22 protein-coding genes, 2 tRNA genes and 3 rRNA genes are annotated in these 26,898 nt (G+C 61.5%); 9 read left to right on the forward strand and 18 right to left on the reverse strand.

Features of this window, described 5'->3' with window-relative positions:
* Positions 1-2: 2 nt before the first annotated feature.
* The 5 genes from AAGS40_RS21185 to mdcH are packed head-to-tail and all read left to right on the forward strand — an operon-like array spanning position 3 to position 3,697.
* On the forward strand, positions 3-317 hold the full coding sequence (locus AAGS40_RS21185) for a malonate decarboxylase subunit delta (protein WP_345814759.1): 315 nt from the start codon (positions 3-5) through the stop codon (positions 315-317).
* Positions 314-1,180: a biotin-independent malonate decarboxylase subunit beta gene (locus AAGS40_RS21190; RefSeq protein WP_345814760.1), complete on the forward strand. Its 867-nt coding sequence runs from the start codon at positions 314-316 to the stop codon at positions 1,178-1,180. Before AAGS40_RS21185 ends, AAGS40_RS21190 begins: the two co-directional genes overlap by 4 nt.
* Positions 1,177-2,028 carry a biotin-independent malonate decarboxylase subunit gamma gene (gene mdcE, locus AAGS40_RS21195; protein ID WP_345814761.1) on the forward strand — a complete coding sequence of 284 codons (852 nt, stop codon included), beginning with the start codon at positions 1,177-1,179 and terminating at the stop codon, positions 2,026-2,028. The genes AAGS40_RS21190 and mdcE overlap by 4 nt, the downstream gene beginning before the upstream one ends.
* Positions 2,028-2,765 carry a malonate decarboxylase holo-ACP synthase gene (locus AAGS40_RS21200; RefSeq protein WP_345816536.1) on the forward strand — a complete coding sequence of 246 codons (738 nt, stop codon included), beginning with the start codon at positions 2,028-2,030 and terminating at the stop codon, positions 2,763-2,765. Before mdcE ends, AAGS40_RS21200 begins: the two co-directional genes overlap by 1 nt.
* The gene (mdcH, locus tag AAGS40_RS21205) at positions 2,765-3,697 is read left to right on the forward strand and encodes a malonate decarboxylase subunit epsilon (protein WP_345816537.1); all 933 of its coding nucleotides are present in this window, start codon (positions 2,765-2,767) and stop codon (positions 3,695-3,697) included. Before AAGS40_RS21200 ends, mdcH begins: the two co-directional genes overlap by 1 nt.
* A gap of 15 nt (positions 3,698-3,712) precedes the next feature.
* Here mdcH and AAGS40_RS21210 read toward each other — a convergent pair whose 3' ends face one another.
* The gene (locus AAGS40_RS21210; protein WP_345814762.1) at positions 3,713-4,312 is read right to left on the reverse strand and encodes an alpha-ketoglutarate-dependent dioxygenase AlkB; all 600 of its coding nucleotides are present in this window, start codon (positions 4,310-4,312) and stop codon (positions 3,713-3,715) included.
* 205 nt (positions 4,313-4,517) lie between these two features.
* Between AAGS40_RS21210 and AAGS40_RS21215 the strand changes: the two genes are divergently transcribed.
* The gene (locus tag AAGS40_RS21215) at positions 4,518-5,102 is read left to right on the forward strand and encodes a malonic semialdehyde reductase (RefSeq protein ID WP_345814763.1); all 585 of its coding nucleotides are present in this window, start codon (positions 4,518-4,520) and stop codon (positions 5,100-5,102) included.
* 41 nt (positions 5,103-5,143) lie between these two features.
* Here the strand turns inward: AAGS40_RS21215 and AAGS40_RS21220 are convergent, their stop codons facing one another.
* Positions 5,144-5,473 carry a hypothetical protein gene (locus tag AAGS40_RS21220; protein ID WP_345814764.1) on the reverse strand — a complete coding sequence of 110 codons (330 nt, stop codon included), beginning with the start codon at positions 5,471-5,473 and terminating at the stop codon, positions 5,144-5,146.
* Positions 5,474-5,912: 439 nt separating this feature from the next.
* Here AAGS40_RS21220 and AAGS40_RS21225 point away from each other — a divergent pair, with 439 nt between their 5' ends.
* Complete coding sequence (locus tag AAGS40_RS21225; protein WP_345814765.1) at positions 5,913-7,076, forward strand: metallophosphoesterase; 1,164 nt, start codon at positions 5,913-5,915, stop codon at positions 7,074-7,076.
* A gap of 143 nt (positions 7,077-7,219) precedes the next feature.
* Here the strand turns inward: AAGS40_RS21225 and AAGS40_RS21230 are convergent, their stop codons facing one another.
* Together AAGS40_RS21230 and AAGS40_RS21235 are read right to left on the reverse strand one after the other, a co-directional pair.
* Positions 7,220-7,744: a hypothetical protein gene (locus AAGS40_RS21230; RefSeq protein WP_345814766.1), complete on the reverse strand. Its 525-nt coding sequence runs from the start codon at positions 7,742-7,744 to the stop codon at positions 7,220-7,222.
* A complete protein-coding gene (locus tag AAGS40_RS21235; protein ID WP_345816635.1) occupies positions 7,741-7,965 on the reverse strand; it encodes a hypothetical protein in 225 nt (74 codons plus the stop codon). Before AAGS40_RS21235 ends, AAGS40_RS21230 begins: the two co-directional genes overlap by 4 nt.
* Before the next feature lie 539 nt (positions 7,966-8,504).
* Here AAGS40_RS21235 and AAGS40_RS21240 point away from each other — a divergent pair.
* Positions 8,505-8,759 (forward strand): GlsB/YeaQ/YmgE family stress response membrane protein, encoded by a 255-nt coding sequence (locus AAGS40_RS21240; protein WP_345814767.1) that lies wholly within the window; start codon positions 8,505-8,507, stop codon positions 8,757-8,759.
* Between the two features lie 65 nt (positions 8,760-8,824).
* On the opposite strand, the gene AAGS40_RS21245 is transcribed toward AAGS40_RS21240, so the two are convergent.
* From AAGS40_RS21245 to AAGS40_RS21255, 3 genes are all read right to left on the reverse strand, one after another.
* Positions 8,825-10,360 (reverse strand): acetyl-CoA hydrolase/transferase family protein, encoded by a 1,536-nt coding sequence (locus AAGS40_RS21245; RefSeq protein WP_345814768.1) that lies wholly within the window; start codon positions 10,358-10,360, stop codon positions 8,825-8,827.
* A gap of 243 nt (positions 10,361-10,603) precedes the next feature.
* A complete protein-coding gene (locus tag AAGS40_RS21250; protein ID WP_345814769.1) occupies positions 10,604-10,837 on the reverse strand; it encodes a hypothetical protein in 234 nt (77 codons plus the stop codon).
* A gap of 206 nt (positions 10,838-11,043) precedes the next feature.
* The gene (locus AAGS40_RS21255; RefSeq protein ID WP_345814770.1) at positions 11,044-13,248 is read right to left on the reverse strand and encodes an FUSC family protein; all 2,205 of its coding nucleotides are present in this window, start codon (positions 13,246-13,248) and stop codon (positions 11,044-11,046) included.
* Positions 13,249-13,446: 198 nt separating this feature from the next.
* On the opposite strand from AAGS40_RS21255, the gene AAGS40_RS21260 reads away from it, so the two are divergent.
* The gene (locus AAGS40_RS21260; RefSeq protein WP_345814771.1) at positions 13,447-14,439 is read left to right on the forward strand and encodes a LysR family transcriptional regulator; all 993 of its coding nucleotides are present in this window, start codon (positions 13,447-13,449) and stop codon (positions 14,437-14,439) included.
* Between the two features lie 213 nt (positions 14,440-14,652).
* Here AAGS40_RS21260 and rrf read toward each other — a convergent pair.
* The 11 genes from rrf to phnS all read right to left on the reverse strand — a co-directional run bounded on the left by rrf (position 14,653) and on the right by phnS (position 26,804).
* Positions 14,653-14,766: ribosomal RNA gene (gene rrf / locus AAGS40_RS21265) — 5S ribosomal RNA — on the reverse strand.
* A gap of 217 nt (positions 14,767-14,983) precedes the next feature.
* Positions 14,984-17,867 (reverse strand): 23S ribosomal RNA (locus AAGS40_RS21270).
* A gap of 291 nt (positions 17,868-18,158) precedes the next feature.
* Positions 18,159-18,234, reverse strand: a tRNA-Ala gene (locus AAGS40_RS21275).
* 69 nt (positions 18,235-18,303) lie between these two features.
* Positions 18,304-18,380 (reverse strand) — tRNA-Ile (locus AAGS40_RS21280).
* Positions 18,381-18,475: 95 nt separating this feature from the next.
* Positions 18,476-20,008: ribosomal RNA gene (locus AAGS40_RS21285) — 16S ribosomal RNA — on the reverse strand.
* Together the 16S, 23S and 5S rRNA genes with 2 tRNA genes alongside form the textbook arrangement of a ribosomal RNA operon.
* A gap of 602 nt (positions 20,009-20,610) precedes the next feature.
* Positions 20,611-21,180, reverse strand: coding sequence for a phosphonate degradation HD-domain oxygenase (locus AAGS40_RS21290; RefSeq protein ID WP_345814772.1), 570 nt, complete (start codon positions 21,178-21,180; stop codon positions 20,611-20,613).
* A gap of 727 nt (positions 21,181-21,907) precedes the next feature.
* Positions 21,908-22,609: a phosphonate utilization associated transcriptional regulator gene (locus AAGS40_RS21295; RefSeq protein WP_345814773.1), complete on the reverse strand. Its 702-nt coding sequence runs from the start codon at positions 22,607-22,609 to the stop codon at positions 21,908-21,910.
* Positions 22,610-22,699: 90 nt separating this feature from the next.
* On the reverse strand, positions 22,700-23,563 hold the full coding sequence (gene phnV / locus AAGS40_RS21300; RefSeq protein WP_345814774.1) for a 2-aminoethylphosphonate ABC transport system, membrane component PhnV: 864 nt from the start codon (positions 23,561-23,563) through the stop codon (positions 22,700-22,702).
* The gene (locus tag AAGS40_RS21305) at positions 23,553-24,503 is read right to left on the reverse strand and encodes a 2-aminoethylphosphonate ABC transporter permease subunit (protein WP_345814775.1); all 951 of its coding nucleotides are present in this window, start codon (positions 24,501-24,503) and stop codon (positions 23,553-23,555) included. Before AAGS40_RS21305 ends, phnV begins: the two co-directional genes overlap by 11 nt.
* Positions 24,481-25,581 (reverse strand): 2-aminoethylphosphonate ABC transport system ATP-binding subunit PhnT, encoded by a 1,101-nt coding sequence (gene phnT, locus AAGS40_RS21310; protein ID WP_345814776.1) that lies wholly within the window; start codon positions 25,579-25,581, stop codon positions 24,481-24,483. The genes AAGS40_RS21305 and phnT overlap by 23 nt, the downstream gene beginning before the upstream one ends.
* A gap of 131 nt (positions 25,582-25,712) precedes the next feature.
* Entirely contained in the window at positions 25,713-26,804 is a 1,092-nt protein-coding gene (gene phnS / locus AAGS40_RS21315) for a 2-aminoethylphosphonate ABC transporter substrate-binding protein (protein WP_345814777.1), read from the reverse strand.
* Positions 26,805-26,898 lie beyond the last annotated feature (94 nt).

The following is a 26,898-nucleotide window of genomic DNA, read 5'->3' on the forward strand; positions in this document are numbered from 1 at the left end:
ACATGGAAAATCTGACCTTCGATTACCCGGCGCAACGCGCCGTCACGACCCGCGCGCACGTCGGCGTAGTGGGCTCCGGCGATCTGGAAGTGCTGCTGTCTCCCGCTGACGACACCCACGCGCGCACCGCACACGTGGTGGTGCGCACGAGCGTCGATGGCTACGGGCACATCTGGAAGAGCGTGCTCGACCGCTTCTTCACGCGCTACGACGGCGCCGCGCAGATCGAAATCAACGACTTCGGCGCGACGCCCGGCGTGGTCGCGTTGCGTCTCGCGGAAGCCGTCGAGGCCGCCGAACAGGGAGACGCCGCATGAATACGGTTGCGAGCACACGTCCCGCGCCCATGTTGCGCGAGAGCTTCATCGAGTTGCCCGCGCGTGAGCGCGCCCGCTCGCTGCTGGACCGAGGCACGTTCCGCGAGCTGCTCGGCCCGTTCGACAAGATCGAATCGCCGTGGCTGCCGCTGCAAGGGGTCGTCTGCCAGGCGGACGACGGCTGTGTGATCGCGCGCGGCACGATCGGCGGCGAACCGGCTGTGGTCGCCGCCATCGAGTCCGCGTTTCAGGGCGGCAGCATCGGCGAAGTGTCGGGCAGCAAGATCGCCGCCACGCTGGACCTGGCGTTGCGCGACTGTGAACGCGGCAGGATCGTGCGCCCCGTGGTGCTGTTCGAAACCGGCGGCGTGCGGCTTCAGGAAGCGAATCTCGGCCTCGCGGTGATCGCCGAAATACAGGCCGCGATCGTCGCCCTGCGCCGGTACGTGCCGGTGGTCGGCGTGATTGCCGGAATGGTCGGCTGCTTTGGCGGCATGTCGCTCGCGGCCGCGCTCTGTTCGTATCTGGTCGTGACGAAACAGGGGCGCCTCGGCATGAACGGTCCCGAAGTGATCGAACAGGAAGCCGGCATCGAAGAGCTCGACGCAAGCGACCGCCGCCGCGTCTGGCAACTGATCGGCGGCGAACAGCGCGCGGCCACGTCGCTTGCCGATCAGCTGGTCGAAGACGACGCCGCATCGGTGCGCGACGCCGTGCACGCCGCCTTCGCGCGCGGCGTGCCGGCCGCGCATCGCAGCGAGCAGGTCGACTTGTTCCTCGACCGCCTCGCGCGGATCGATCCCGCCAGCGTCACGCCAGAAAGCATGCGCGACGTGTTCAACGTGTCCGGGGAAAAAGCATGAGCGACGCCCAGCACAACGCTTCGAACGACACTTCGGATATGGGCGCGCTCAGCCGCGGCGCCCGGTGGTTTCACGCGCTCGCCGGCCAGTCGTCGAGCCCCGCGCCGGTGTTCAGCGGCGACGCGCCGCTCGATGGCGAGACCGCGCATTTCATCGCGGTCGTGCCCGATCCGCAGAACCGCTTTCCACGTGCGACCGATAACGTCGTCGGCCTTGAACAGGGGTGGCGGCTGGCGCGCGCGGTGCGCGACGTGATCGGCGAGGACCGGGAGCGAAGCACGCGCCGTCCGATCGTGGCGATCGTCGACGTGAAAAGCCAGGCTTACGGTTACCGCGAGGAGATGCTCGGCATTCACCTCGCCTGCGCGGCGGCAGTCGATGCGTATGCGACAGCGCGCGACGCCGAGCATCCGGTCGTCGCGCTGATCGTGGGTCCGGCCATGTCCGGCGCGTTTCTCGCGCACGGCTACCAGGCCAACCGCATTGTCGCGCTCGACGCGCCCGGCACCATGGTCCATGCCATGGGCAAGGAAGCCGCGGCGCGCGTCACGCGCCGTACCGTGGAGGCGCTCGATCAACTCGGCGAAACCATTGTCCCGATGTCTTACACGATGGCGTCTTTCGCCAAGCTCGGGCTGCTCGATCAACTGATCGAAAGCGTCGACGCCGACGCGCCGGATGCCGCGCAAGTGGAGCGCGTGCGCGCGGTGCTCGCTGAACAGATTCGCAGCGCGCGTGAAGGCAAGCGCGACCTGTCGCATCGACTGGAATCGGAGTCGGCAAAAAAGAATCGTGCGGCGTCGATCGAGGTGCGGCGGCGTCTCGCCGAACAATGGGATGCCGTGTGATGCGCGTGTGCGCGACCGCGCCGTTTGCCGCTGAAGATGTGCTGTTGGAGGCGTCGGCGGCGTTGGAGGCGTCATCGGCGCGCTGGCGGCCGCATGATTTGCTGCGTCTGCGCGAACTGGCTGTATTCGACGGCGAACCGGCGTGGGTACGCAGCGCTTTCGAGCGTGCGCCCTATGCGGTCGTGCGCCGCGCGCTCAGCGCCGATGGCTTCGTCGCGATCGGCGTGCGCGGTGAGCTTCGCTCGCAACGTTACGGCACGTGGTCACGGATCGCCGATATCGACGAGGCGGTGCCGCCCGAAGCGCTTGCGCATCGCGCACCACGGGACGATCGCGGCGCACTGCCGGCTTTCGTGGCGCTCGCCGCGCTTGCCGAACTGGCTGCCGCAGGTAGCCACACCCCCGACTTGCTACGCGGGCTCGCATGGGGACCCGCTGGCAGCGCCGGTTTCGAACTGGCCACGGGAGTGGCGACAGCGACGGCATCGAGCGACCTCGATCTGCTGATTCGCGCACCTCGTACGCTCACGCACGACTTGGCGCGCGCGTTGCTCGACCAGCTGGAGGCCGTTGCCGGACGAGCCGGCGTTCGCATCGACGCCCAGCTCGAAACGCCCGCAGGCGGCGTCGCGCTTGCCGAATGGGCCGCGGCGAGGCCGCGCGTACTGGCGCGGCACGCAAGCGGTCCCCAGCTCGTCGCCGATCCGTGGGCGAGCGCCGCACCAGCGACCCAATGATGCTGGCGCTTATCTTCCCCGGCCAGGGCGCGCAGAGCGACGGCTTTCTGCATCGCCTCGCGGAACACCGAGCCGTGCGCGAAACGCTCGCGCAAGCGTCCTCGGTGCTCGATACCGATGTCCTCTCGCTCGACACAGCCGACGCGCTGCGCTCCACCGTCGCGGTGCAGATCGGCTTGACGGTGGCGGGCGTCGCGACTGCGCGCGCGCTCGCCGCGGAGGGACTCACGCCGGCAATGAGCGCGGGACTTTCGGTCGGCGCTTATCCGGCGGCGGTAAGCAGCGGCGCGATTGCTTTCGACGACGCGTTGAAGATGGTTCGCAAGCGCGCCGAATTGATGGAGTCCGCGTACCCGTCGGGCTACGGCCTCGCGGCGGTGTCGGGGCTGACGGAGCATGAACTCGACACGCTCGCGGCACGGCATGCGCGTGATAGTGGGCAACGGGTCTACATCGGCAATGTGAATGCGCCGCGTCAGATCGTGATGGCCGGTGCGAGCGCCGCGCTCGACACATTCATCGAGCGGGCGCTTGCCGGCGGCGCGCGCAAAGCGACACGCCTCGCGGTCAGCGTGCCGTCGCACTGCGAATTACTCGCGCGGGCCACGGATGAACTGCTCGCGTACGCGCGGCACGTGCCGTTTCACGCGCCGCACAGCACCTACGTCGGCAATCGCGGCGGACGGCCGCTTTACACCGCTGATGCGATCCGCGACGACCTCGCCACCAACATGCGCCACACGGTGCGCTGGTTCGACGCGCTCACCGTCATGCAGGAGATGGGCGCGCGCCTGCTGATCGAAGCGCCGCCCGGCCAGGTGCTCACGGACATCGCGCGCGAGTATTTCCCCGACACGGCCGCGCTGCCTGCGAGCGCGTTGTCGTTCGAACGGCTCGTGGCGACGGCACGCCGACGGCTCGAAGCGGTCTGAGCGAAGCCCGATGAGTTAGCGTCCCGCCGGGCGCGGCGTAATCCAGCGAAACGTCAGGTTGATCCGCTCGCCCGACACGCGCGGCTCCTTCGGCACGCGATGACGCCACTCGGCCTGCGTGTCGCCCTTCATCACGAGCAGGCTGCCGCCTTTCAGCGAATAAGACTGCACGACGCCTGTCCGGTTGTGCCGCAGATCGAAAGTACGCGCGACACCCAGGCTGACTGACGCAATCACCGGCTCTTTGCCGAGTTCGGGTTCGCGATCGGCGTGCCAGCCCATGCTGTCCGTGCCGCTGCGATATCGGTTGATCAGCACGCTGTTAAAGCGCGCGCCCGACGTGGCTTCCGCCGCCGCCTTCAGTTCGGCGACGGCCGGCGTCCACGGCTGCGGCACGTTGCGAATGCCCGAATAGACGTACACCGCGTCCGGCTCACCCTGCCAGGCGGTCAGGCGCGGCAATGGCACGCGGCCGGCGGGCGTGCCCATCACGTCCTGACGCCAGGCGACTTCGTCCGTCAGCCGGGCTAGCGCTTGCGCCGACTGCGCGCGTGAAAGCCATTCGGGATACCAGTCGACGTCGGGCGTCGGCGGGTTATCGAAAAGATCCGTCATGAGAATGCCTGTTGCGAGATGTCCGCACTGCCCGGCAGGAGCCTGGCCGTTGTTACGATCGAGCACGCAAAACGCGGCGCGCCGAGCTACTCTGGCTATTATGGCGGCAAGCGCGACGACGCTCCTTTGCCTGGCTGCGCTTTCATCGTCCGCGCCCGCTGCCGTCGTTTCCCAAACCACTCGATGACCTTCAACGGACCTCATCATGATTCTTTCCGATCAGGCACTCGCCCAACTTTTCCACGACGCACGCACGCACAATGGCTGGCTACCCAAACCGGTCGATGACGCCGTCCTCGAACAACTGACCACGCTGACCCTGCTCGGCCCGACCTCCGCCAATTCGAGCCCGGCACGCTTCGTGTTCATCAAGTCGCCGGAAGCGAGGGAAAAGCTGCGGCCGGCGCTGTCGGCGGGTAATCTGGACAAGACAATGGCTGCGCCGGTTACGGTGATCGTCGGGATGGATATGGCGTTCTACGAACATTTGCCAAAGCTGTTCCCGCATGCCGACGCGCGCAGCTGGTTCGCGGGCAACGACCGCGCGATCGCGGACACGGCGTTTCGCAACTCGACGCTGCAAGGCGGTTATCTGATTCTCGCGGCGCGCGCCCTTGGGCTCGACACGGGGCCGATGTCCGGCTTCGACGCTGCAAAAATCGACGAAGCATTTTTCGCCGGCACCACGGTCAAGACGAACTTTCTGGTCAATCTCGGATATGGCGATGCCACGAAGCTGTTCGAACGCAGCCCGCGCTTTTCGTTCGACGAAGCTGCGCGGATTGTCTGATGCGCGGCGCGCCCGGCTGTGCGGCCTCGCTTGCCGGTCTTTTAACTGAAGACTGCAATGTAGAAGACCACTGCGCCGATCAATGCGCCGACGAAGCAGAAGCCTTCGCCGGCGTCGTCCGTGCTCGAGCGCACCCACCCTCCGACGACGCCAAACAGCCCCGCTATGCCAAGCGCGACACACACCATGACGACATCGAACAGCGCGTCTTTACCCAGTTCCGAGAAGTCGATATCGCGCACGCCGAAGTACAGGCAAAGCGCCATCAACGAAATGACGACTAGCGGCAGCATCACATGACTGCCCTCGTGTCCGACGTGATGCGCATGATGCGCGTGACGTAGCTGATGGCCCGATCTGAGCAGCTTCATGATGTGCCTCCTGCCTCGCCCTCTGCTGGCGATTTGACGAACCGGTGCTGAGCCGTCACCGCTCTGTTGCAAGCCGGTTCATCTTCAGAATAGTTCACTGTGAGAGCAATTCAAAGGCCGTTTAATATCGGGTGCCTGCCGCCGAGGGAAGGTGCTGCTGGCGACGCTGCCTGCCTCGCTGCGTGTGCCGTTGTGGCGTTCTGTAGGCTGCGCGCCGTCCGCTCGGACACAGCGCGATCCGTCTCAATGCTGCTTCGCAATATGGGCGGCTCAGGCCGTGTGACAGACGCGGGCGCGACGTGGCCTACGTAAATTTGACGCCACCGGCACGGCCCCGAACATGCCGGTAGAATGAGGCGCTGCCTGCGTGACCCTGTACTGACCGCCGCCTCTGCCGGACTGTCAGTCGTCCGGCCCCCTTCCCGCCACTATCCTGCCTATGCGCCGCTCATCGTTTCTTACCCGCATCATCCTGATTGGCATTCTGTTGCATATCTATGTCGGCCTGCGGCTGATTCCCGACATGCCAGTCAACGCCACCAGCCGATGGCTGTGCGCACTGTGGCTCGTGTTATCGATTTTCGTCATTCCGCTCGGCATGCTGGCGCGGCAGATCAAAAAGCAACCGCTCGGTGACCGGCTCGCGTGGGTCGGCCTGCTGGCGATGGGTTTCTTTTCGTCGCTGCTCGTCCTCACCTTTGCGCGCGATCTCATTCTTGCGTCGCTTCTCACCGTGGATGCCATCTGGCCGAACACGATCTCCATCGCGCAGTGGCGGACCGGTACCGCTGCGGCCGTGCCTTTGCTTGCGTTGCTGTCGACGCTTGTCGGCCTGTTCAATGCGCGACGCCGGGCGCGCGTTCGGACCATCGAAGTACCCATCGACGATCTGCCCGAAGCGCTCGACGGCTTCACGATCGTTCAGATCAGCGATATTCATGTTGGACCGACCATCAAGCGCCGTTATGTCGACGCGATCGTGGATGCGGTAAACCGTTTAGAGCCCGATCTGATCGCAGTCACCGGCGACGTGGTGGACGGCAGCGTGCCGCAACTGACGAAACACACGCAACCGCTGTCGCGTCTGAGCGCACGCCATGGCGCGTTCCTCGTGACAGGCAACCATGAGTATTACGCCGGCGCCAACGCGTGGATCGATGAATTCCGGCGCCTCGGTCTGAACGTGCTGCTCAACGAGCACGTAATCGTCGACCATGATGGCGCGCGCGCCGTGATTGCCGGCGTGACCGATTACTCGGCGGGCCATCACGACCCGCTGCATCGCAGCGACCCGGCGGCGGCCATTGCCGGCGCACCCGGCGACGTGCTCATCAAGGTGCTGCTCGCCCACCAGCCGCGCTCGGCTGAGGCTGCTGCCGCGGCCGGCTTTACTTTGCAACTTTCAGGTCACACGCACGGCGGCCAGTTTTTCCCGTGGAACTTCTTCGTGCGGTTCCAGCAACCGTTCACAGCGGGCCTCGCGCGTCTGAACGGCCTGTGGGTCTATACGAGTCGCGGCACCGGCTATTGGGGACCGCCCAAGCGTCTTGGCGCGCCCTCGGAAATTACACGTTTGCGACTCGTTCCCGGCGAATCGGATTGACGCCGCGACATGCAGGCGCTTGTGGCACCTGAAAACAGGTTTCAGATGCGCACTCGTCGCAAACGCGCAAAGCGAAGGCCCAAAGCGAAGGCCCAAGACGAAGGCCTCAGACGAAGACCCGAGTGCAACAAGCCATCAGCAAACTATTGTGCCGGTGCAACCGCGACATTAACTTGCGGTGCGAACGCCACCATGACCTGCATTCCGGGCACCACGTTCACGACGCGGACAGGGTCACGGCTCTGAATATGGAACACCGAGCCGTCCGGCCCTTTCAAAGCGATGACACCGGAAGCATGGTCGACCGCTTCGACCACCGCGTTGACGTTCTGAACCGTATTGGCCGGCGCCGCCTGAACCGGCGAGCCCTGTCCGTCTGCGCCGCGCGTGACGCTGATTATCGCGGAGCGCATCATGCGAACGTGGACCTTCCCACCTTGATGGATCTGCGCCAGGTTATGGGGATCCGTAATCGTGAACGACGCCACGCCGCCTTGCGCGTCGAGCACGGTCACCGAATGATTTGCGGGATCGACGGCTTTCACGACACCGTCGGCCTGCAGCGTCGTGCTGGCCTCGAATGGGGCGGGCAAGCCAGCAGCAGCCGACACCAGCGGAGCAGCGGCGATCAATGCGCCAGCAAAGAGGCCAAGAGCTTTAGCTTTCATACATTCCTTGATTGATTGAGCAGCGGCAGACCGGTCGTTCCGGAGAGCCGACCACAGGCGAGCAGGCAAATCACCGACGCAAAAACTGGCGCGATGCAAGGCAGAACGCGCAAGCGGCCTCTGGCAACGAGCGCCGACCGGCCAAAGTGAGCGGTCCATCCCTGCTCATGCGCTGTCAGGTACTCAGACAGTGTGATTTCGGAGATGAGCACGGTCAACATTCGGAGTCCGTATCGATTGGTGGAATATTCCGAGCGCGCGCCTGCCTATTCTTACTGCCCTGGCATGTCGCTCGCGGCGTACGGCCGACGCAGTCAAGCACCGGGCTTAAACTGTCCAACCACACGCCTCCTGTCACGAGACTCTGGTTCCAACGCCGGTATTTCGCGCCGCTCTTTTTCCAGAGTACGACAAGCGAAAATGCAGATGGCGATTCTTGCGACTTTCGCGTGACGGCAACACTGCGATTGCACCCGAAGAATCAGGCGAAGGTCGAACGCATGGCCAGTTAGGCCAAGGTAAGTGAGCTGGGAAAAGCGCGTGTCCAGCGTCAGTTGGACAACGACAGAAGCGAACTAACACGCGAAAAATGCAGCACATGTAACGTGAGACTCGCCCCGTGCGCACGCCTGTGGTCTACACTTGATCTGCAATAGATGCAGACAATGTTAATTCCCTGTCCTGAATATGGACTGTGCCATCACCTTCGACTAAGCTCTGTCACCGTGAATTTTTCACGTCCAACTATGGAGTCTCGAATATGGAACACGGCATCATTGCATGGCTCATCATCGGCGCGGTCGCGGGCTGGCTGGCCGGCGTGCTGGTCAAGGGCGGCGGCTTCGGGCTGATCGTCGACATCATCGTCGGGATCGTCGGTGCGTTCATCGGCGGCTGGCTCGCCGGCGTACTGCATATCTCGCTGGGTGGCGGCTGGATCGGTTCGATCATCACCGCGGTGATCGGCGCGGTCATTCTGCTTTTTCTTGTCCGGCTCGTTCGACGAGGTGTGTGAGCGTCGTACGTGATCTGTCCGGCGCCGGTGGCATAGCCGTCGGCGCCGTTTTCCCCATTACGTTTTCAACATGTTGCGGTTCCGGCAGGCACCAGCTCGTCTACAGACGGCAACATCGAACCCGTGTCGCGCAGGCGCGAATGCCACGCGAAAGCCTGCTCCAGCCGGTGCGGCGTTTGTCCGCCGCCCTTCAATGCGTCCCGATAGTAGTCACGAAGCAGATCGCGATACAACGGATGTGCACAGTGTTCGATGATCAACATCGCGCGCTCTCTCGGCGCGAGTCCGCGCAGATCGGCAAGACCCTGCTCGGTGACCACAACGTCCACGTCGTGTTCGTTGTGATCGCAGTGCGGCACCATCGGCACGACGCTCGAAATGCGTCCATCCTTCGCGATCGATTTGGTTGCAAAGACCGCGCACGACGCGTTGCGCGCGAAGTCGCCCGATCCGCCTATGCCGTTCATCATATGCGTGCCGCCCACGTGTGTTGAGTTGACGTTGCCGTAAATGTCAAACTCGAGCGCGGTGTTCAGCGCAATCAGACCCAGCCGCCGAATGACTTCCGGGTGGTTGCTCACTTCCTGCGGACGCAGCACGAGTCGATCCCGATAGCGTTCGAGTTCACCGAACACCTGCGCCTGGCGCGCGGCTGACAGCGTAATCGACGCGCCGGACGCGAACGTCACCTTGCCGGCATCCAGCAGATCGAAGGTGGAATCCTGCAGCACTTCCGAATAGATCTCGAAAGCCTCGAACGGCGAATCGACGAAGCCCGCGAGGACCGCGTTCGCAATCGTGCCGATGCCGGCCTGCAACGGCGGCAGGCGCTTCGGCATACGCCCGCGCGAAACTTCGTGCTGGAAAAACTCGATCAGATGACCGGCGATCTGCTGCGTGTGCTCATCGGCGGCCAGGACCGTGGATGGGCTGTCGGGCGTGTTCGTGATCACGATCGCCGCAATCTTTTCCGGGGGAATCATGATGGCCGGCGTGCCGACACGGTCCTGCGCACGCACGATCGGCAGCGGTTCGCGGTTCGGCCGGCGCCCCGGAATCCAGATGTCGTGCAGACCTTCGAGCGCCAGTGGCTGTGCCAGATTGATTTCGACGATGACCTTCGCTGCAAGAATCGCAAAGCTCGCCGAATTGCCGACGGACGTGGTCGGCACGATGCCGCCAGTCTCGGTGATCGCGACGGCTTCGATAATCGCGATGTCGAGTTCGCCGAGCTGATTCGCCCGAAGCATTTCGACCGTCTCCGACAGGTGTTGGTCGACGAACATCACCTCACCGCGATTGATGGCGTCGCGCAAGGTCTTGTCGACCTGGAACGGCAAGCGGCGCGCCAATACGTGTGCCTCGGTCAGCACGCGGTCCACGTCGTGACCGAGCGATGCGCCTGTCATCAGCGTGATTTGCAGTGGCTTGCGCTGCTGACGCACCCGTTCCGCGAGCGCGACGGGAACCGCTTTCGCATCGCCCGCGCGTGTGAAGCCGCTGGCGCCGACGCGCATGCCGTCCTCAATCAGAAGCGCCGCGTCAGCGGCCGATGTGATCTTGCCGCGCAGCGCGGCACAACGAATGCGATCTGCGTACATGAACGGGGTCTCTCCATGATTCACTGGCCCGGCTTGCGGGTATTCACGTGTGCCGTGTGTGCTTCGCCCGCTACGGACTGTCGGATCAGCCGTAGCGTCCTGATCATGCAGCGCCTCGGCCAAAAGTGTTCACCACGCCAGAAACGGCACAACCATGTTGCGGAAGTTCATGGCGTCGGCTTCGCGACGTGTGGCTTAGTGGGTGTTGTCCCTCGCGCTACGTCGCTCGAACAACTACGGCAATCAGCTGCCAAAGTAGATGTTGCAGAAGCTCACCGGACCCACGCACTCTTCTGTCTTGTTAGCCGATGCATTCGCGGCGCGGCCCTGGCGGGCGACGTTGTTCGAGCTCGCGGTGTTTGCTTGCGCCACCTGATTGTCCGAGGTCGCGGACGGCGCAGATTGCGCATAGGCAACGGGCGCGGCAATGGCGGCAGACAATGCGCAGCCAAGCAAGGCAATTTTCAACACTTTCATTTTGTTCTCCAGCACTTTCAGTTTTGCCCCGAAGGAATGTCTTGTGGGGCATGCTCGCAGAGCGTTCCATTGAGGATTTGCGAAGCAGTGATCAAACTATATGACTCGCTTTGACGCGGATAAACGTGCTGGCGCGGAAGTGATTCTTCCAGATGACGGAAGGATCGTTTTACTGAACTCGCCAAGGCACTCGCGATAGTTCGCACTCAGCGCGATTTGAATGGCGCATCTTTATCGAGCAAGGCCGTGCGGATAAAGTGCAGGCAACTGAGAATGCGCTGCAGATCGTGACGCCGCTCGCGATCGGCGTGAACAATGTCGAGTAGCTCCTGCGCGGTCCGGCTGGCCGATTGCACCGATATCAGCGCGCGTTCCAGCGTGCGCTTATCCGACCGCGCAAAGAGTTGAGCGAGATCGTCGAGGGTGCATTGCAGAACGCTGCGCCAGTGTGGATGAAGCGCCATCGCATAACTGGCACGCGCCGTTTCGTTGCGTAGATCGATCACCGCGTGCCCGACTTCGATCGTCACCAGCATCCACCGCAACGCATGCCGTCGACGGTGCGAGCGGCGCGTCAATAGCGTGCGCAACTGTGAAGTCAGATCGTGTGTGCTCGACTGGAAGCGCTGATTAAGGCCAGGCAATCCGTCTTTGCATGCCGACACGACCTGTGCTCGCAAATCGTCCATGATCCTGTTCACGAGCCACGGCATGTCGGCCGGAAACAACACAGTGAAGACAAGTGCGGCCAGCAGCATGGAGGCCGTCAGCGCAATGCCATTGTTGATCAGCAGATCAGGCGTGTAGACCACGACGTTGTCCGGGCCGGCCAGCAAACAGAAGAACACGGAAAAGCCTATGCCGTAACCGGCCGCCTTTTTGCGAGTCGCGATGAACGCGCCCAGTGCGAGCACGGGCGCAAGCGTCGTGCAAAGCAAGGGAAATCCGTCGATGTTGGGGTAGACGTAGCACGTGAACAGATAGCCGGTCATCGTGGCGAGTACGGCGCCCACGGCCATCTGCGCCGCCATCTTCGATGGATTCGGCGCGGTGGATGTGAGTGCGCACGCGAGGGCCGCGCCGATCACCGCAAGACCGCCACTCGGCCAGTCGGTTTCAATCCAGAACCAGGCGGCGATTGCCATGACCGCAGCGGAACGGATGAAAGTGAACGCGACGACGAAACCGTTCGTCCTGCTAACGTATCGGCTCGCTTCGCGTGCAGGGTGTGCGTCGGGGACCGGTTTGCGGCGCGTCTGAGGAGTGTGCGGAGTGAGTGAAGCATAGCTCTCCGAGTAGCGGATCCATTCATCCATGAAGCGATACAGCAACTCGGCAGCCGTGTCGAAATCGGCGAGCGCTTCAGCAGGCAATTGCGACGACGCGCTTGCCAACGCTCGCCTCGTCTCGCGTATACGTCCAGGCAATCTGGTCTTTTCGTGGTGCAGAAGCGCAGCCATTCGAAGCGCGTCCACGTTCTGACTCGGGTGCGAAGACAGCAGCGTCGACAGTTCGTCTAAATACGGCTGGATTGCGCTTAGCACAGGCGTGCAACCGTTCGCTCGCAGACGTTTAAGCAGCTGGTGCAAAGCATGCAGACGAGCGCACGCATCCATGAACTCGCCGTTCAGGCGGCCGAGGTGGCGGCTCTGCGAACGCATTGCCGGGTCCTCGAAGGCCGCGAAAGTGCGCGTCGCCTCGAAACCGACAATCTCATCGACGAGGTCCGCAAAACGTCGTTCGAACTGCCCTCGTTCGATGCCCCGGCTCAACACGTCCGCGGCGAACGCAGTAAAATTCATGAACCTGACTTGCAGCACGCGACGCAGTGCGAGGCTGGAACGCTGCGGAATGATCAGCGCGCTGACAGCGCTCGAACAGACGATACCCACCGCCACTTCCGCCGCGCGCGTGAGCGCCGCGAGAAACAGGTCGTGCGGCGTCGTCACGTTTGGGATGCCGATCAGCGCGGCGGTGTAACCCGCCAGCACGAACCCGTACCATCTGAAATGCCGGTAGCGAACCGCCGCACCGATACAGGTGCTGACCCACACGACCAGCCCGAGCATGTACAGCTCGGGCTGCTGGGGAAAAACCGCGCCGAGCGCCAGCGCGGCGACCATGCCGATTGCAGTGCCCAGAATCCGGTAGAAACTTTTCGCGAGTACCATCCCGCTGAACGGCTGCATCAGCACGAACACGGTAGTCATGGCAACGCGCGGTTGCGGCAAGTCCAGCAGCATTGCAATACCGAGCGCGAGCAGACCGGCGGTCACGGTTTTCAGCAGATGCAGCCACGTCAGGCCGTCGGTATTGGCCCAATCACGCAGCACCTGACCGAGCGACTGCAACATGACACTCCACGGGCGGCGGAATGCCGCCGTGGGGTTGATTGCATGTCGGCGTTTCATCGAAAAGCCTGGCGCTCCAGTTGGTCGCGAGGGATTTGCAGGCACGCGCTGAGCATGCCGGCAAGCTAGGCGCCGATTGTAGGAGCCGGCAATGCACGTATTAAGAGGGCGGCTTCGGAACGTCCCTTTCAGAACGAACAACAATAGGCTCACGGGACAGGCGGACAATATGGCTTCTGCCGTGAAATAGAAGGTTCGATGGATACGTTACAAAATATGCGAGTGTTCGTGCGCGTGGTGGAAGCGGGCAGCTTCACAGCCGCAGCGCAGTCGCTTAATTCGACGACTGGCGCGATGTCGCGCGCAGTCTCGGAACTCGAAGCTCATCTGCGCACGCGTCTGCTGAACCGGTCGACGCGGCGCCTTGCCCTGACCACCGCCGGCGAACGTTACCTGAAGCGATGTCAGCAGATACTTGCCGACGTCGATACCGCAGAAGAGGAAGCCAGTTGCGCGCACGAACGGCCGAGCGGCGCACTGCGGATGCACAGCTTCGCGAGCATCGGCCAGCACTACGTGTTGCCGGCGATTTCGCGGTATCGCGCGCTGTATCCCGAGGTGACGGTTGAGCTGACGTTGTCGCAACGCATGCCCGATCTGTTCGAGGGCAGCGCGGACGTTGCCGTGATCAGTGCGTCGACGTTGCCTAACTCGGATCTTGTGTCACTGCCGCTGGGGACCACTTTTAGCATTCTGTGTGCGTCACCGGCCTATGTACGCGCGCACGGCGCACCGCAACGACCCGCAGACCTCGCACATCACGAGTGCCTGATTCTGCACACGCCGGCGTTTCCGCCGCACGAGTGGGTGCTCGAAGGCCCGAACGGCAGCGAAATGATGGAAGTTAATGGGCCCGTGCAGGTGAACATCGCGGAATCATTGATCGTTGCGATTCGCGAAGGCATGGGCGTCGGCATGGTGCCGCTTTACGCTGCGATTTCAGGTTTGCGTGACGGAACGCTGGTGCGGGTGTTGCCGGAATATACGCTGCAGAGGACGAATGTTTATGCGCTGTATCCGTCGCGTAAGTTCATCGATGCAAAGACTCGTACTTGGGTCGAGTTTCTGCGCACGCATCTGCCAAAGGTGATTGCTCGCGATGAAGCGCTGCTTGCTGAAGTCGCGCAACTGGATGGGGTGGGTTCTGGGTTGCCTGTCGATGAGACGGGGAACCGGAGTAGCGATTTGTAAAGTCTGCAGCGGGGAAGGCGTTACCGGCCGTGTGCCTGCGGTCATGTGCCGGTGTGACGGCGGATGGTCTGGCGCGTCGGATTCAGGACCGATGACGCTCTTTTGCGCCTGTGCCCGGGCCTGTTGTACTGCCGTTGTCGGGCGCGGGTTGGTGCGCGCCGTAAACGCAGAAACCCCACCTTTTGGGGGTGGGGTTTCTGACACTGCTGGGGAGCCTGACGATGACCTACTTTCACACGGGTAATCCGCACTATCATCGGCGTGGCGTCGTTTCACGGTCCTGTTCGGGATGGGAAGGGGTGGGACCGACGCACTATGGTCATCAGGCATGACTTGTTGCTGCGCTGTCCTGTGGGGGACAGCCCAACCAATCGGGGAAGAAGTAGTGTCTGGTGAGGCTCACCAGAGAAGTTTTGGGTTGTGCTGTTTCTGGCACAACACTGATCTCAACCGTGTGTGGTCTGCACAAGACCCTGCGCGTGGCGCAGGGTGGGCCTGCCATGAGTGCTTGCGCACTGACGGCTGGCCGTCACACACCTGTTATAGGATCAAGCCTTACGGGCAATTAGTATCAGTTAGCTTAACGCATTACTGCGCTTCCACACCTGACCTATCAACGTCCTGGTCTTGAACGACCCTTCAAGGGGCTCGAAGCCCCGGGGATATCTCATCTTAAGGCGAGTTTCCCGCTTAGATGCTTTCAGCGGTTATCTCTTCCGAACATAGCTACCCGGCGATGCCACTGGCGTGACAACCGGTACACCAGAGGTTCGTCCACTCCGGTCCTCTCGTACTAGGAGCAGCCCCCTTCAAATATCCAGCGCCCACGGCAGATAGGGACCAAACTGTCTCACGACGTTTTAAACCCAGCTCACGTACCTCTTTAAATGGCGAACAGCCATACCCTTGGGACCGGCTACAGCCCCAGGATGAGATGAGCCGACATCGAGGTGCCAAACACCGCCGTCGATATGAACTCTTGGGCGGTATCAGCCTGTTATCCCCAGAGTACCTTTTATCCGTTGAGCGATGGCCCTTCCATACAGAACCACCGGATCACTATGACCTGCTTTCGCACCTGTTCGACTTGTCAGTCTCACAGTCAAGCACGCTTATGCCATTGCACTATCAGCACGATTTCCGACCGTACCTAGCGTACCTTCGTACTCCTCCGTTACACTTTGGGAGGAGACCGCCCCAGTCAAACTGCCTACCATGCACTGTCCCCGGTCCGGATAACGGACCCAGGTTAGAACCTCAAACAGATCAGGGTGGTATTTCAAGGTTGGCTCCACGCAAACTGGCGTTCACGCTTCAAAGCCTCCCACCTATCCTACACAGACCGGTTCAAAGTCCAATGCAAAGCTACAGTAAAGGTTCATGGGGTCTTTCCGTCTAGCCGCGGGGAGATTGCATCATCACAAACACTTCAACTTCGCTGAGTCTCGGGAGGAGACAGTGTGGCCATCGTTACGCCATTCGTGCAGGTCGGAACTTACCCGACAAGGAATTTCGCTACCTTAGGACCGTTATAGTTACGGCCGCCGTTTACCGGGACTTCAATCAGGAGCTTGCACCCCATCATTTAATCTTCCGGCACCGGGCAGGCGTCACACCCTATACGTCCACTTTCGTGTTTGCAGAGTGCTGTGTTTTTATTAAACAGTCGCAGCCACCAGTTTATTGCAACCCCTTCACCCTCTGCCCGCAGGGGCATCAAGCTACAGGGGCGTACCTTATCCCGAAGTTACGGTACCAATTTGCCGAGTTCCTTCTCCCGAGTTCTCTCAAGCGCCTTAGAATACTCATCTCGCCCACCTGTGTCGGTTTGCGGTACGGTCACTGTCAAACTGAAGCTTAGAGGCTTTTCCTGGAACCACTTCCGATTGCTTCTTCACCGAAGTGAATGGCCTCGCACCCTTGAATTCCGCGCCCGGATTTGCCAAAGCGCCTTCTCCAATGCAAGGACCGGGACGTCCAACACCCGGACAACCTTCCGCGATCCGTCCCCCCATCGCATTTGACAATGGTGCAGGAATATTGACCTGCTTCCCATCAGCTACGCATTTCTGCCTCGCCTTAGGGGCCGACTCACCCTACGCCGATGAACGTTGCGTAGGAAACCTTGGGCTTACGGCGAGGGGGCTTTTCACCCCCTTTATCGCTACTCATGTCAGCATTCGCACTTCCGATACCTCCAGCACACTTTCCAGTGCACCTTCGCAGGCTTACGGAACGCTCTCCTACCATGCATATAAATATGCATCCGCAGCTTCGGTATATTGCTTAGCCCCGTTACATCTTCCGCGCAGGACGACTCGATCAGTGAGCTATTACGCTTTCTTTAAAGGATGGCTGCTTCTAAGCCAACCTCCTGACTGTTTTAGCCTTCCCACTTCGTTTCCCACTTAGCAATATTTGGGGACCTTAGCTGGCGGTCTGGGTTGTTTCCCTCTTGACACCGGACGTTAGCACCCGATGTCTGTCTCCCGTGATTGCACTCTTCGGTATTCGGAGTTTGCTATGGCGTAGTAATCCGCAATGGACCCCACAACCATGACAGTGCTCTACCCCCGAAGGTGATACACGAGGCACTACCTAAATAGTTTTCGGAGAGAACCAGCTATTTCCAGGTTTGTTTAGCCTTTCACCCCTATCCACAGCTCATCCCCTAACTTTTCAACGTTAGTGGGTTCGGACCTCCAGTACGTGTTACCGCACCTTCATCCTGGCCATGGATAGATCACCTGGTTTCGGGTCTACACCCAGCGACTGAAATCGCCCTGTTCGGACTCGCTTTCGCTACGCCTGCCCTAATCGGTTAAGCTTGCCACTGAATGTAAGTCGCTGACCCATTATACAAAAGGTACGCCGTCACCCCCTTGCGAAGGCTCCGACTGTTTGTATGCATGCGGTTTCAGGATCTGTTTCACTCCCCTCCCGGGGTTCTTTTCGCCTTTCCCTCACGGTACTGGTTCACTATCGGTCGATCACGAGTATTTAGCCTTGGAGGATGGTCCCCCCATCTTCAGACAGGATTTCACGTGTCCCGCCCTACTTCTCGTACACCCAGTTCTTCCTCGCTGTTTTCGTCTACAGGGCTATCACCTGCTATGGCCGCACTTTCCAGAGCGTTCGACTAACAATGAAGATAAAGAGTACAGGCTGCTCCCATTTCGCTCGCCACTACTCTGGGAATCTCGGTTGATTTCTTTTCCTGCGGCTACTTAGATGTTTCAGTTCGCCGCGTTCGCTTCGCGTAACCTATGTATTCAGTTACGGATGACCCATTCGGGCCGGGTTTCCCCATTCGGACATCTACGGATCAAAGCTCGTTTGCCAGCTCCCCGTAGCTTTTCGCAGGCTACCGCGTCCTTCATCGCCTGTGATCGCCAAGGCATCCACCACATGCACTTGTTCGCTTGACCCTATAACGGGTGCGTCTTCCGACCCACTCGCTACAGGTTGAGTATTCGTGTTGCGCCGTATTCCAAAGCAATCTTTCGATCACTTAAAAATACATCGATACAATCACAACCCTGATTCACCTACTCGATCACCCATCTCTAAGTGATCTTTCGTGAATCTCTTTACTACTTCTTCCTGATTGTTAAAGAACGACAGCCGATAGCGCAGTTACCATCACCACGTATCGCTCTGACTGGCTCAATCGCCAATGCATAACGCTCGGTGAATACCGAACACTAGGCATTGAGGATTGGTGGAGGATGACGGGATCGAACCGACGACCCCCTGCTTGCAAAGCAGGTGCTCTCCCAGCTGAGCTAATCCCCCCGGTCATGCACAGAACAGCATCTGCTTTCCATCCCCGGGGGTCTCACCGGTCAGCCACCGCAGAATCAGTGGTGGGTCTGGATGGATTCGAACCATCGACCCCCGCCTTATCAAGACGGTGCTCTAACCGGCTGAGCTACAGACCCCTGAGTCTGTCTGCGTATGCTGTGCATGTGTGTCTTCAAAGTTCACAGCCGATAAGCGTGAGCGCTTGGTGCGTCGCCTGACGCATAAGCTCTGGAAAGGAGGTGATCCAGCCGCACCTTCCGATACGGCTACCTTGTTACGACTTCACCCCAGTCATGAATCCTACCGTGGTGACCGTCCTCCTTGCGGTTAGACTAGCCACTTCTGGTAAAACCCACTCCCATGGTGTGACGGGCGGTGTGTACAAGACCCGGGAACGTATTCACCGCGGCATGCTGATCCGCGATTACTAGCGATTCCAGCTTCACGCACCCGAGTTGCAGAGTGCGATCCGGACTACGATCGGTTTTCTGGGATTGGCTCCACCTCGCGGCTTGGCAACCCTCTGTTCCGACCATTGTATGACGTGTGAAGCCCTACCCATAAGGGCCATGAGGACTTGACGTCATCCCCACCTTCCTCCGGTTTGTCACCGGCAGTCTCCCTGGAGTGCTCTTGCGTAGCAACTAGGGACAAGGGTTGCGCTCGTTGCGGGACTTAACCCAACATCTCACGACACGAGCTGACGACAGCCATGCAGCACCTGTGTTATGGCTCCCTTTCGGGCACATCCACCTCTCGGCAGACTTCCATACATGTCAAGGGTAGGTAAGGTTTTTCGCGTTGCATCGAATTAATCCACATCATCCACCGCTTGTGCGGGTCCCCGTCAATTCCTTTGAGTTTTAATCTTGCGACCGTACTCCCCAGGCGGTCAACTTCACGCGTTAGCTACGTTACCAAGCCAATGAAGGCCCGACAACCAGTTGACATCGTTTAGGGCGTGGACTACCAGGGTATCTAATCCTGTTTGCTCCCCACGCTTTCGTGCATGAGCGTCAGTATTGGCCCAGGGGGCTGCCTTCGCCATCGGTATTCCTCCACATCTCTACGCATTTCACTGCTACACGTGGAATTCTACCCCCCTCTGCCATACTCTAGCCCGCCAGTCACAAATGCAGTTCCCAGGTTAAGCCCGGGGATTTCACATCTGTCTTAGCGAACCGCCTGCGCACGCTTTACGCCCAGTAATTCCGATTAACGCTTGCACCCTACGTATTACCGCGGCTGCTGGCACGTAGTTAGCCGGTGCTTATTCTTCCGGTACCGTCATCCGCCACAGGTATTAACCACAGCGTTTTCTTTCCGGACAAAAGTGCTTTACAACCCGAAGGCCTTCTTCACACACGCGGCATTGCTGGATCAGGCTTGCGCCCATTGTCCAAAATTCCCCACTGCTGCCTCCCGTAGGAGTCTGGGCCGTGTCTCAGTCCCAGTGTGGCTGGTCGTCCTCTCAGACCAGCTACAGATCGTCGCCTTGGTAGGCCTTTACCCCACCAACTAGCTAATCTGCCATCGGCCGCCCCTGTAGCACGAGGTCCCGAAGGATCCCCCGCTTTCCTCCGCAGAGCGTATGCGGTATTAATCCGGCTTTCGCCGGGCTATCCCCCACTACAGGACACGTTCCGATGTATTACTCACCCGTTCGCCACTCGCCACCAGGGTTGCCCCCGTGCTGCCGTTCGACTTGCATGTGTAAGGCATGCCGCCAGCGTTCAATCTGAGCCAGGATCAAACTCTTCAGTTCAAACCTGTTACTGTTTCTCGGGCTCTCTCGAACCCGGTCGCTCACTCAACGTACTGACGAATGATCCTTCCATCTCTCGACAGAAAAACCTTCCTTTCATTACTGTGTGAGACCTGATACTTTCGCTTCACCCGGCCCCGTAAGACCCGGTGTGCGCCAGCGCATCAAGCGCCCACACTTATCGGCTGTTAGTTTTTAAAGATCAGTTACGCTTCCACGAGCGCGCTGCACCGGATGACTACCTTCGCCACCCCCTGCACCGCTTCGTTTCTGCGCCCGCTGCATCAGCAGCAGAGAAACGAGATTATGAAGAACTTTCGTGTCGCCGTCAACAGTTTTCAGCAACTTCCTGAACCTGCCCACCGCGCCGAAAGCCTCGCCAGCCAAGGCTCTCCCGCTTCCCGTGCCCCGGCGTCCGGAGCACGAAAGAGCGAGATTCTAGCGAGCCCCACCCCGCCTGGCAAGCGTTATTTTGACAGGCGTATTAACGATGCGCGTCGCGCCCGTTCACCTGCACAGATGGCACGACACAAGCGCTCAAAACCCCTGAGCGCGTATCAGCGGACATCGGCAAAATCAGCAGACACCGGCAACACAAACACTCAAACGACAGAGCGCCCCGCGTGCTGCTGCATGACCCGCTGCACGACACCCATGTAGTGATCGAGATCCGGCGTCGCACGGTTCGCTTCCTTCGCGCGATCGTCCCATCTGCGCAGACGCAGCGCGTCTTCGGCATAGGGTCTCTGCAGGAACGCTTCAGCCTCGTCCCGGCTGAAAACACCCCCCTGCAATTCCAGACTGCGCACTGAGTCGGCGGAAAGCTGGCCGAAATAGGCGTCGTCGATCGCGCAGAGGCAGCGCTTGGCGTCGACGTGCAGCCGGATCGGCTCAAGCACCGCGTCGCCGAACACCGGCCGCAAGAAAGGCAGCGCAAAGTATTGATGCAGATCGTCGATGCCCCGCTCCGTCGGCGTCTCGCCCTGCAGATTCAGCAGATGTCCGAGGTCATGCAGAAACGCCGCGGCCACCAGCGACTCGTCAGCGCTCGCCTCTTCCGCCAGCGCGCCGCTTTGCAGCGCATGTTCCAACTGCGTCACCGGCTCGCCGCTATAAGCGAGGTTGCCGTATCGCTCATACAACGAGTGGATGTCGTTCAAGCTCAGTGCCACGTTCCTACTCCCAAAGTAACGAAAGGTCTTCAGACGACTGACGGTTTCATCGCTTCCTGAGCGCCTTTCTCATAGCCAGGCCGCCTCCTCGATGCCGCCAAGCGGCATCAGCCCGGTCCGAGCCTCCGGCATTTCCCACACGTCGACCAGCCCCCCGCGCGCAACTCGCAAATCACACGCGTAGGGCCGCTTCGTGCACATGCCCGGCGGCAACCCAAAGCCCTCCGACCGCCCTTTCGACGATGCAACTCAGCGCGAAATCGAAGCCCAAAGCATCGCCGGCTCGCTCACGCGACAAGCCGGGCAGGCACTCGGAACTCTGCGACCGTTCATAACGCGTGAGCCTCACCTCTCACCTCTCACCTCTCACCTCTCACCTCTCACCTCTCACCTCTCACCTCTCACCTCTCACCTCTCACCTCTCACCTCTCACCTCTCACCTCTCACCTCTCACTCTCACCCATACCCAGCGGCGTCTTTGAACACAGCGCGTCTACCGTCGACGTTCGCCGGCAAAACCATCCCAATCTTCCTGCCCGTACAAAGATGGAACACATAACGAACACATAGAGCACATCGAGTGCATGCCATACATGACGGCGGCACGCCGCGTACGATCACCAGACGACGAGGTTCGTAACCGGCGGCACCACGCAGTCGCCCTTGATCGCCGCCTCACCTCCAGCATCTTGCCGATGAACAGCGCAACGCCAGCAACAGCCGCCGCTTAGAGGTAGCCAAACTCACATCCGTCGACGCACACCGCCACCTTCGGCTGGGACGTATGCGTCCGCATTAACGCCGCCGCCCGCTCGCCATCGCGCGATGCAAGCGCTGTCAGCATTGCGCGATGCCCGGCGAGCGAGCGCGCCATCGCATCCGCATGCGCTACCGGCGCAGCGCGTCGAAAAAGACTCATTTCGCCGACAAGCCTCCGATACGTCTCATACAGCTTCCGGTTTCCCGCCGCAACCACCAGCGCGTCGTGAAACGCAAGCCTCGCGCGCGCATAGGCGTCGTGATCGGCAGCATCGGACGCCGCGCGCATGGCATCGAGCCATTCGCGCAATCCAGCAAGCTTGCGCGCGTCGATTTGGACCGCGAGCATCCGGCAGGCCGCTTCCTCGAGCACCGCGCGCACCGCGTCGATCTCGTCGGCTTCCGCGAGCGACAGCGTCCGCACAAACACGCCACGATTTTTTTCAGTGCGCACGAGACCCGCCTGCTCCAGCGCACGAAACGCTTCGCGCACCGGCCCGCGCGATACGTGCAGACGCGCGGCCCAGTCGGCTTCGTTCAGTTTGTCGCCGGGCGCGAGCTCACCTTCGACGATGTGCCGTTCAATCTCGTCGCGCACCAGCGTAGTCAGCGAATGCCGGCGCACGATATCGATTGGATCGATAGCAGCGTTTTGCATATTTTCGGTCATTTTGACAACTTTCGCCACACCGATATACGACGATCTGCCGGCGTGCCATGCGCCCGGCAGCTTCATCACACGGATACGAAGAGTTACGCGTCAGTCGACCCGACGGCGCGGCACACGCGCGGCGATCAGCAATAGAGCGGCGAGCGACACCATCAGCAGGATCAGCGAAAGCGCGGAGGCAGGCAGGTAATAGCCGCGCTCAACCTGCCCGACCACGACGATCGGCACCGTCGCAAAGCCCGGCGGATACACCGTGAGCGTCGCCCCGAGTTCGCCGAGCGAGAGCGCAAAACCGAGCGCGAGACTCGCGCGTATCGCCGGCACGAGTTGCGGCAGCACGACGCGGCGCAACACCATCGACGGCGGCGCCCCGAGGCTTGCGGCCGCCTCGCGCAGAATCGTCAGCTCGGGGCGCAGCGCGGCGGCGGCGCAGCGGTAGCAGAACGGCAGCACCAGCGCGAGCTGCACGAACACGACGATCGCCGCCGAACTGGACAGATCGACAGGCCGTTTGTGATACGCGATCAGCACCGCGAGGCCGAGCACTACGCTCGGCACGCCGTTGGGCATCATCGCGATGGTGTCGACGACTGCGCCCAGGCCGCGGCGGTCGCGCCCTTCCAGTGCGAGCGCGAGCCACAGACCGAGAATCGTACCGAGCACCGCGACGCCCATGCCGATTTCGAGGCTCGTGGTCAGCGCGTCGAAGTCGCTCGAACCGAGCCGCTCGAACCAGCGCATGCTGAAGCCGTCGGGCAGGATCGTGCCCGACCAGTGAGCGGCCACGCTAGACAATGCAACCACCAGCACCGGCAACACGAACAGCCAGAAACACAGCAGAGCCGCAAAGCCGAGAAAGAGGCTGCCCAGCACGCGCGCGGCCAGACTGCGGCGCACCGGCCGCGCTTTGCCGTGCATGACCGGCAGCACGGTCGGATCGAGTTCAACGGCCATGGCCCGCTCCTTTCACGTTGCGACGGTTGACCTGGCGGTACAACGCGTACAGCGACAAGGACATGATCAGCATCACCACGGCGCCGGCGGCGGCCGTCGGCAGATCGAGGTCGACCGTCGCGGAACTATAGATCGCCACTGGCAGCGTGATCAGATGCGCGCTGCCGAGCACGAGCAGAATGCCGAACTCGTTGAGCGTCAGCAGGAAACACAGGATCGTGCCCGCGGCGATGCCCGGCCATGCGAGCGGCAAAATGACCTTGAACGCGACCATCGAGCCGTTCGCGCCGAGACTGCGCGCCGCTTCGATCAGGCGCATGTCGAGCGTGGCGAACGAAGCGAGTGTCGGCCGCACGACGAACGGCGCGTAGAACACCACTTCCGCGAGAATCACGCCGCCCACGCCGAACAGGAAATTCAGCGGCGGCGCCTGCAAGTGGAACAACTGCTGCAAGCCGATGCTGACCGAGCCTTGCGAGCCATACAGAAAGATCAGCGTGAACGCGACCAGAAACGACGGGAACGCGACGAACAGCTCCAGAAAGCGCGTGACCATCCGCGCGCCCGGAAACGGCTTGAAGAACAGCAGCGAAGCCAGCGCGATCCCGAGCAGCGACGCAAGTCCCGCACTCGCGAACAGAATCCACAGTGTCGTGCCGATCACGCCGCTCGTTTCCGGATTGCCAAAGAATGCCGAATACGCGTGCAGACTCAACCCATGCGGTCCCGTCAAACTCAGCAACACGAGGCGCACGAGCGGATAAATCACGAGCGGGCCGAGCACGACCACGGCGAGAAACAGCAGGTGCCATTGCGCCGCGCGTTCGCGGCGCTTCACTGCCGCCGCATGGGACGCCGCGCTTGCGCTGCGGCGCGCGTCGGCGGCCGCGCCGGCCGCAGCCAGCGAATCCTGCGTATCAGGGCTTGATAAGGACGACATCGTCAGCCTCGTAATGCAGGGAAACGCGCGCGCCCTTCTCCGGCATCATGCCGTGGCCACGTTGCATATGAACCAGCACGGGCTCGCTGGGCATCGCGTCGAGCGCGACGGACACCGACAACACCGCGCCGTACCATTCGACCGACGTGATCGCGCCGTGCAACTGCCCTTCACCGAGCGGCACGATCCGCAGCGCTTCCGGACGCAGACAGGCCACGCGGCCGCGCTCGTTGTAGCGGGCGTCGTTCATCCCGAACGCGACTTGCGGCGGCAGCAGATTGGCCGCACCGAGATAGCGCGCGACGAAGCCGTCGGCCGGCGTGTCGTACAACTGCTGCGGCGTGCCGAGCTGTGCGATGCGGCCTTCGCGCATCAGCAGCGTGCGGTCGGACAGCACCAGTGCGTCGTCCTGGTCGTGCGTGACGCAGACGATCGTCAGATTGGGCAGGCGCTCGTGCAATGCCTTGAGTTCGGAGCGCACCGACGCGCGCAGGTTGGCGTCGAGTGCGGAAAGCGGTTCGTCGAGCAGCAGCACGTCGGGCTCGATCACCAGCGCACGGGCGAGCGCCACGCGCTGCTGCATGCCGCCTGACAACTGTGCGGGCATCACATGGCCGGCATCGCCGAGTTGCACGAGCTTGAGCGCATCGGCCACGCGGCGTGCGACGTCTTTCGAAGGCGTACGGCGCGCGCGCAGACCGAACGCCACGTTGTCGTACACCGACAGATGCGGAAACAGCGCATAACTCTGGAACAGCAGACCGAGATTGCGCTTGTGCGGCGGCACGTGCGTGAGATCGTGACCGGCCACCGTCAGCGTGCCGGAAAGGCCGTCCGCCTCGATGAAGCCCGCGATGAAGCGCAGCAACGTGGTCTTGCCGCAGCCGCTACGTCCGAGCACAGTGAGCAACTCGCCGCGCTGGATCGTCAGGGAGAGATCGTCGAGCACCGTGCGCGATCCAAAGCGCACCGTCAGGTGATCGATCTGCACGCCGCCGGGCGTGGCCGAACGCGCGGCATCCAGCGCGTCCGGTGAAGCGCCGAGCGCGTCGGGGTGAGCGAGACTGGCCGTATTCACCGGGTTCATCCTCCAACGGGGTTAAAGCCGACAGGCCTCGCGCGAAACGCGAGGCGCCGTCTGTATTGCAGTTGCAGCAGCGCGAGCACGTGACCGACGCGCTCACGTGCTCAGCAACGAGGCATGACTGCTTACTTCGGTTTGACCACTTCGATCTGCTTGCCCGACGAACCGATCACGTCGTTTTTCCAGCGCGTGGTCCAGTCGGCCTTCTTCGTCATGACCTGATTCCAGTCCACCGGAATCAGCTTCACGCCCGAGATCGCCTGCTTGACGGCTTCGCCGTTCTTGCCGGCGAGCGGCACGTCGGTGCGGCCCGGAATGCCGAAGATGTCCGGCACCTTCGCCTGCACTTCCGTCGACATCAGGTAGTCGATCAGTTTCTTGCCCTCGGCCTGGTTCGGGCCGCCTTTGATCAGACCGATCGCGTACGGCAACTGGAACGTGGTCGGCTGGCCGCCGGGCGTCGCCGACAGGAACACCGGCTTGAGCGACAGGCCGCCGTTCGCGGCGTCGTCGAGATCCATTTGCAGGTCGCCGTTGGCGACGGCGATTTCATTGCGCGACAGCAGCACGTCGAGATAGCCCGTGCCCTTGGTGTGGAACTTGGCGCTCTGCTCAAGCTTCTTCAGATAGTCGAACGCCTTGTCTTCACCCATCAGCGAAGACGTCAGGATAATGACGGCCATTCCGTCGCCCGCCGTGGCCGGGTTCGAATAAGCGACCTTGCCGCTGAAGTCCGGCTGCAGCAGATCGGCGAAGGTCTTCGGCTGGTTCTTCGTGACGTCCGGGTTGATCGCGAACGAGAAGTAGTTGTTCACGAACGTTGCCCACGCGCCGTTCGACGCCTTGGCAATCGCGGGCACGTTCTTGTAATTGGCGCTCTGATAAGCCTGCAGCAGACCGGACTGATCGGCTTGCTGGATGAACGGCGGCAACGTGACGAGCACGTCGGCCTTCGGCTGGTCCTTTTCGATCGTTGCGCGGTTCACCACTTCGCCGCTACCCGCCGTCACGATGTTGACCTTCACGCCTTCCTTCTTTTCGAAGGCCGGCAGCACATCCTTGTACAGATTTTCGAGGCCGTCGGCGGTGTACAGCACCACTGCGTCGGCCGCATGAGCCTGCATCGCCACGCCGCCGAACGCCGCGGCGGCAACCAGAGCCGGCAGCAGTTTGCGCGCGAGGCGAGCCGTCGCGTGAAGGGAATTCGTCTTTGTCATGTTGCTATCTCCGAAAGGCAAAAAACCAGACGGTCGGGATACCCCGATACCTGTTGTCATTGAACGGCGGTAGCGCGCGCCGCTTGCGGGTGGC

It is taken from the genome of Paraburkholderia sp. PREW-6R, from assembly GCF_039621805.1.
Classification (GTDB): Bacteria; Pseudomonadota; Gammaproteobacteria; order Burkholderiales; family Burkholderiaceae; genus Paraburkholderia.

Coding starts and splice junctions, on each gene's coding strand:
- AAGS40_RS21190 (WP_345814760.1), top strand. CDS start 314: ATGAATACGGTTGCGAGCACACGTCCCGCGCCCATGTTGCGCGAGAGC.
- AAGS40_RS21305 (WP_345814775.1), bottom strand. CDS start 24,503: ATGTCGTCCTTATCAAGCCCTGATACGCAGGATTCGCTGGCTGCGGCC.
- phnS (WP_345814777.1), bottom strand. CDS start 26,804: ATGACAAAGACGAATTCCCTTCACGCGACGGCTCGCCTCGCGCGCAAA.
- AAGS40_RS21185 (WP_345814759.1), top strand. CDS start 3: ATGGAAAATCTGACCTTCGATTACCCGGCGCAACGCGCCGTCACGACC.
- AAGS40_RS21255 (WP_345814770.1), bottom strand. CDS start 13,248: ATGAAACGCCGACATGCAATCAACCCCACGGCGGCATTCCGCCGCCCG.
- AAGS40_RS21245 (WP_345814768.1), bottom strand. CDS start 10,360: ATGTACGCAGATCGCATTCGTTGTGCCGCGCTGCGCGGCAAGATCACA.
- AAGS40_RS21215 (WP_345814763.1), top strand. CDS start 4,518: ATGATTCTTTCCGATCAGGCACTCGCCCAACTTTTCCACGACGCACGC.
- mdcH (WP_345816537.1), top strand. CDS start 2,765: ATGCTGGCGCTTATCTTCCCCGGCCAGGGCGCGCAGAGCGACGGCTTT.
- AAGS40_RS21210 (WP_345814762.1), bottom strand. CDS start 4,312: ATGACGGATCTTTTCGATAACCCGCCGACGCCCGACGTCGACTGGTAT.
- AAGS40_RS21235 (WP_345816635.1), bottom strand. CDS start 7,965: ATGTTGACCGTGCTCATCTCCGAAATCACACTGTCTGAGTACCTGACA.
- AAGS40_RS21200 (WP_345816536.1), top strand. CDS start 2,028: ATGCGCGTGTGCGCGACCGCGCCGTTTGCCGCTGAAGATGTGCTGTTG.
- AAGS40_RS21250 (WP_345814769.1), bottom strand. CDS start 10,837: ATGAAAGTGTTGAAAATTGCCTTGCTTGGCTGCGCATTGTCTGCCGCC.
- AAGS40_RS21220 (WP_345814764.1), bottom strand. CDS start 5,473: ATGAAGCTGCTCAGATCGGGCCATCAGCTACGTCACGCGCATCATGCG.
- AAGS40_RS21295 (WP_345814773.1), bottom strand. CDS start 22,609: ATGACCGAAAATATGCAAAACGCTGCTATCGATCCAATCGATATCGTG.
- phnV (WP_345814774.1), bottom strand. CDS start 23,563: ATGGCCGTTGAACTCGATCCGACCGTGCTGCCGGTCATGCACGGCAAA.
- AAGS40_RS21230 (WP_345814766.1), bottom strand. CDS start 7,744: ATGAAAGCTAAAGCTCTTGGCCTCTTTGCTGGCGCATTGATCGCCGCT.
- mdcE (WP_345814761.1), top strand. CDS start 1,177: ATGAGCGACGCCCAGCACAACGCTTCGAACGACACTTCGGATATGGGC.
- AAGS40_RS21225 (WP_345814765.1), top strand. CDS start 5,913: ATGCGCCGCTCATCGTTTCTTACCCGCATCATCCTGATTGGCATTCTG.
- AAGS40_RS21240 (WP_345814767.1), top strand. CDS start 8,505: ATGGAACACGGCATCATTGCATGGCTCATCATCGGCGCGGTCGCGGGC.
- AAGS40_RS21260 (WP_345814771.1), top strand. CDS start 13,447: ATGGATACGTTACAAAATATGCGAGTGTTCGTGCGCGTGGTGGAAGCG.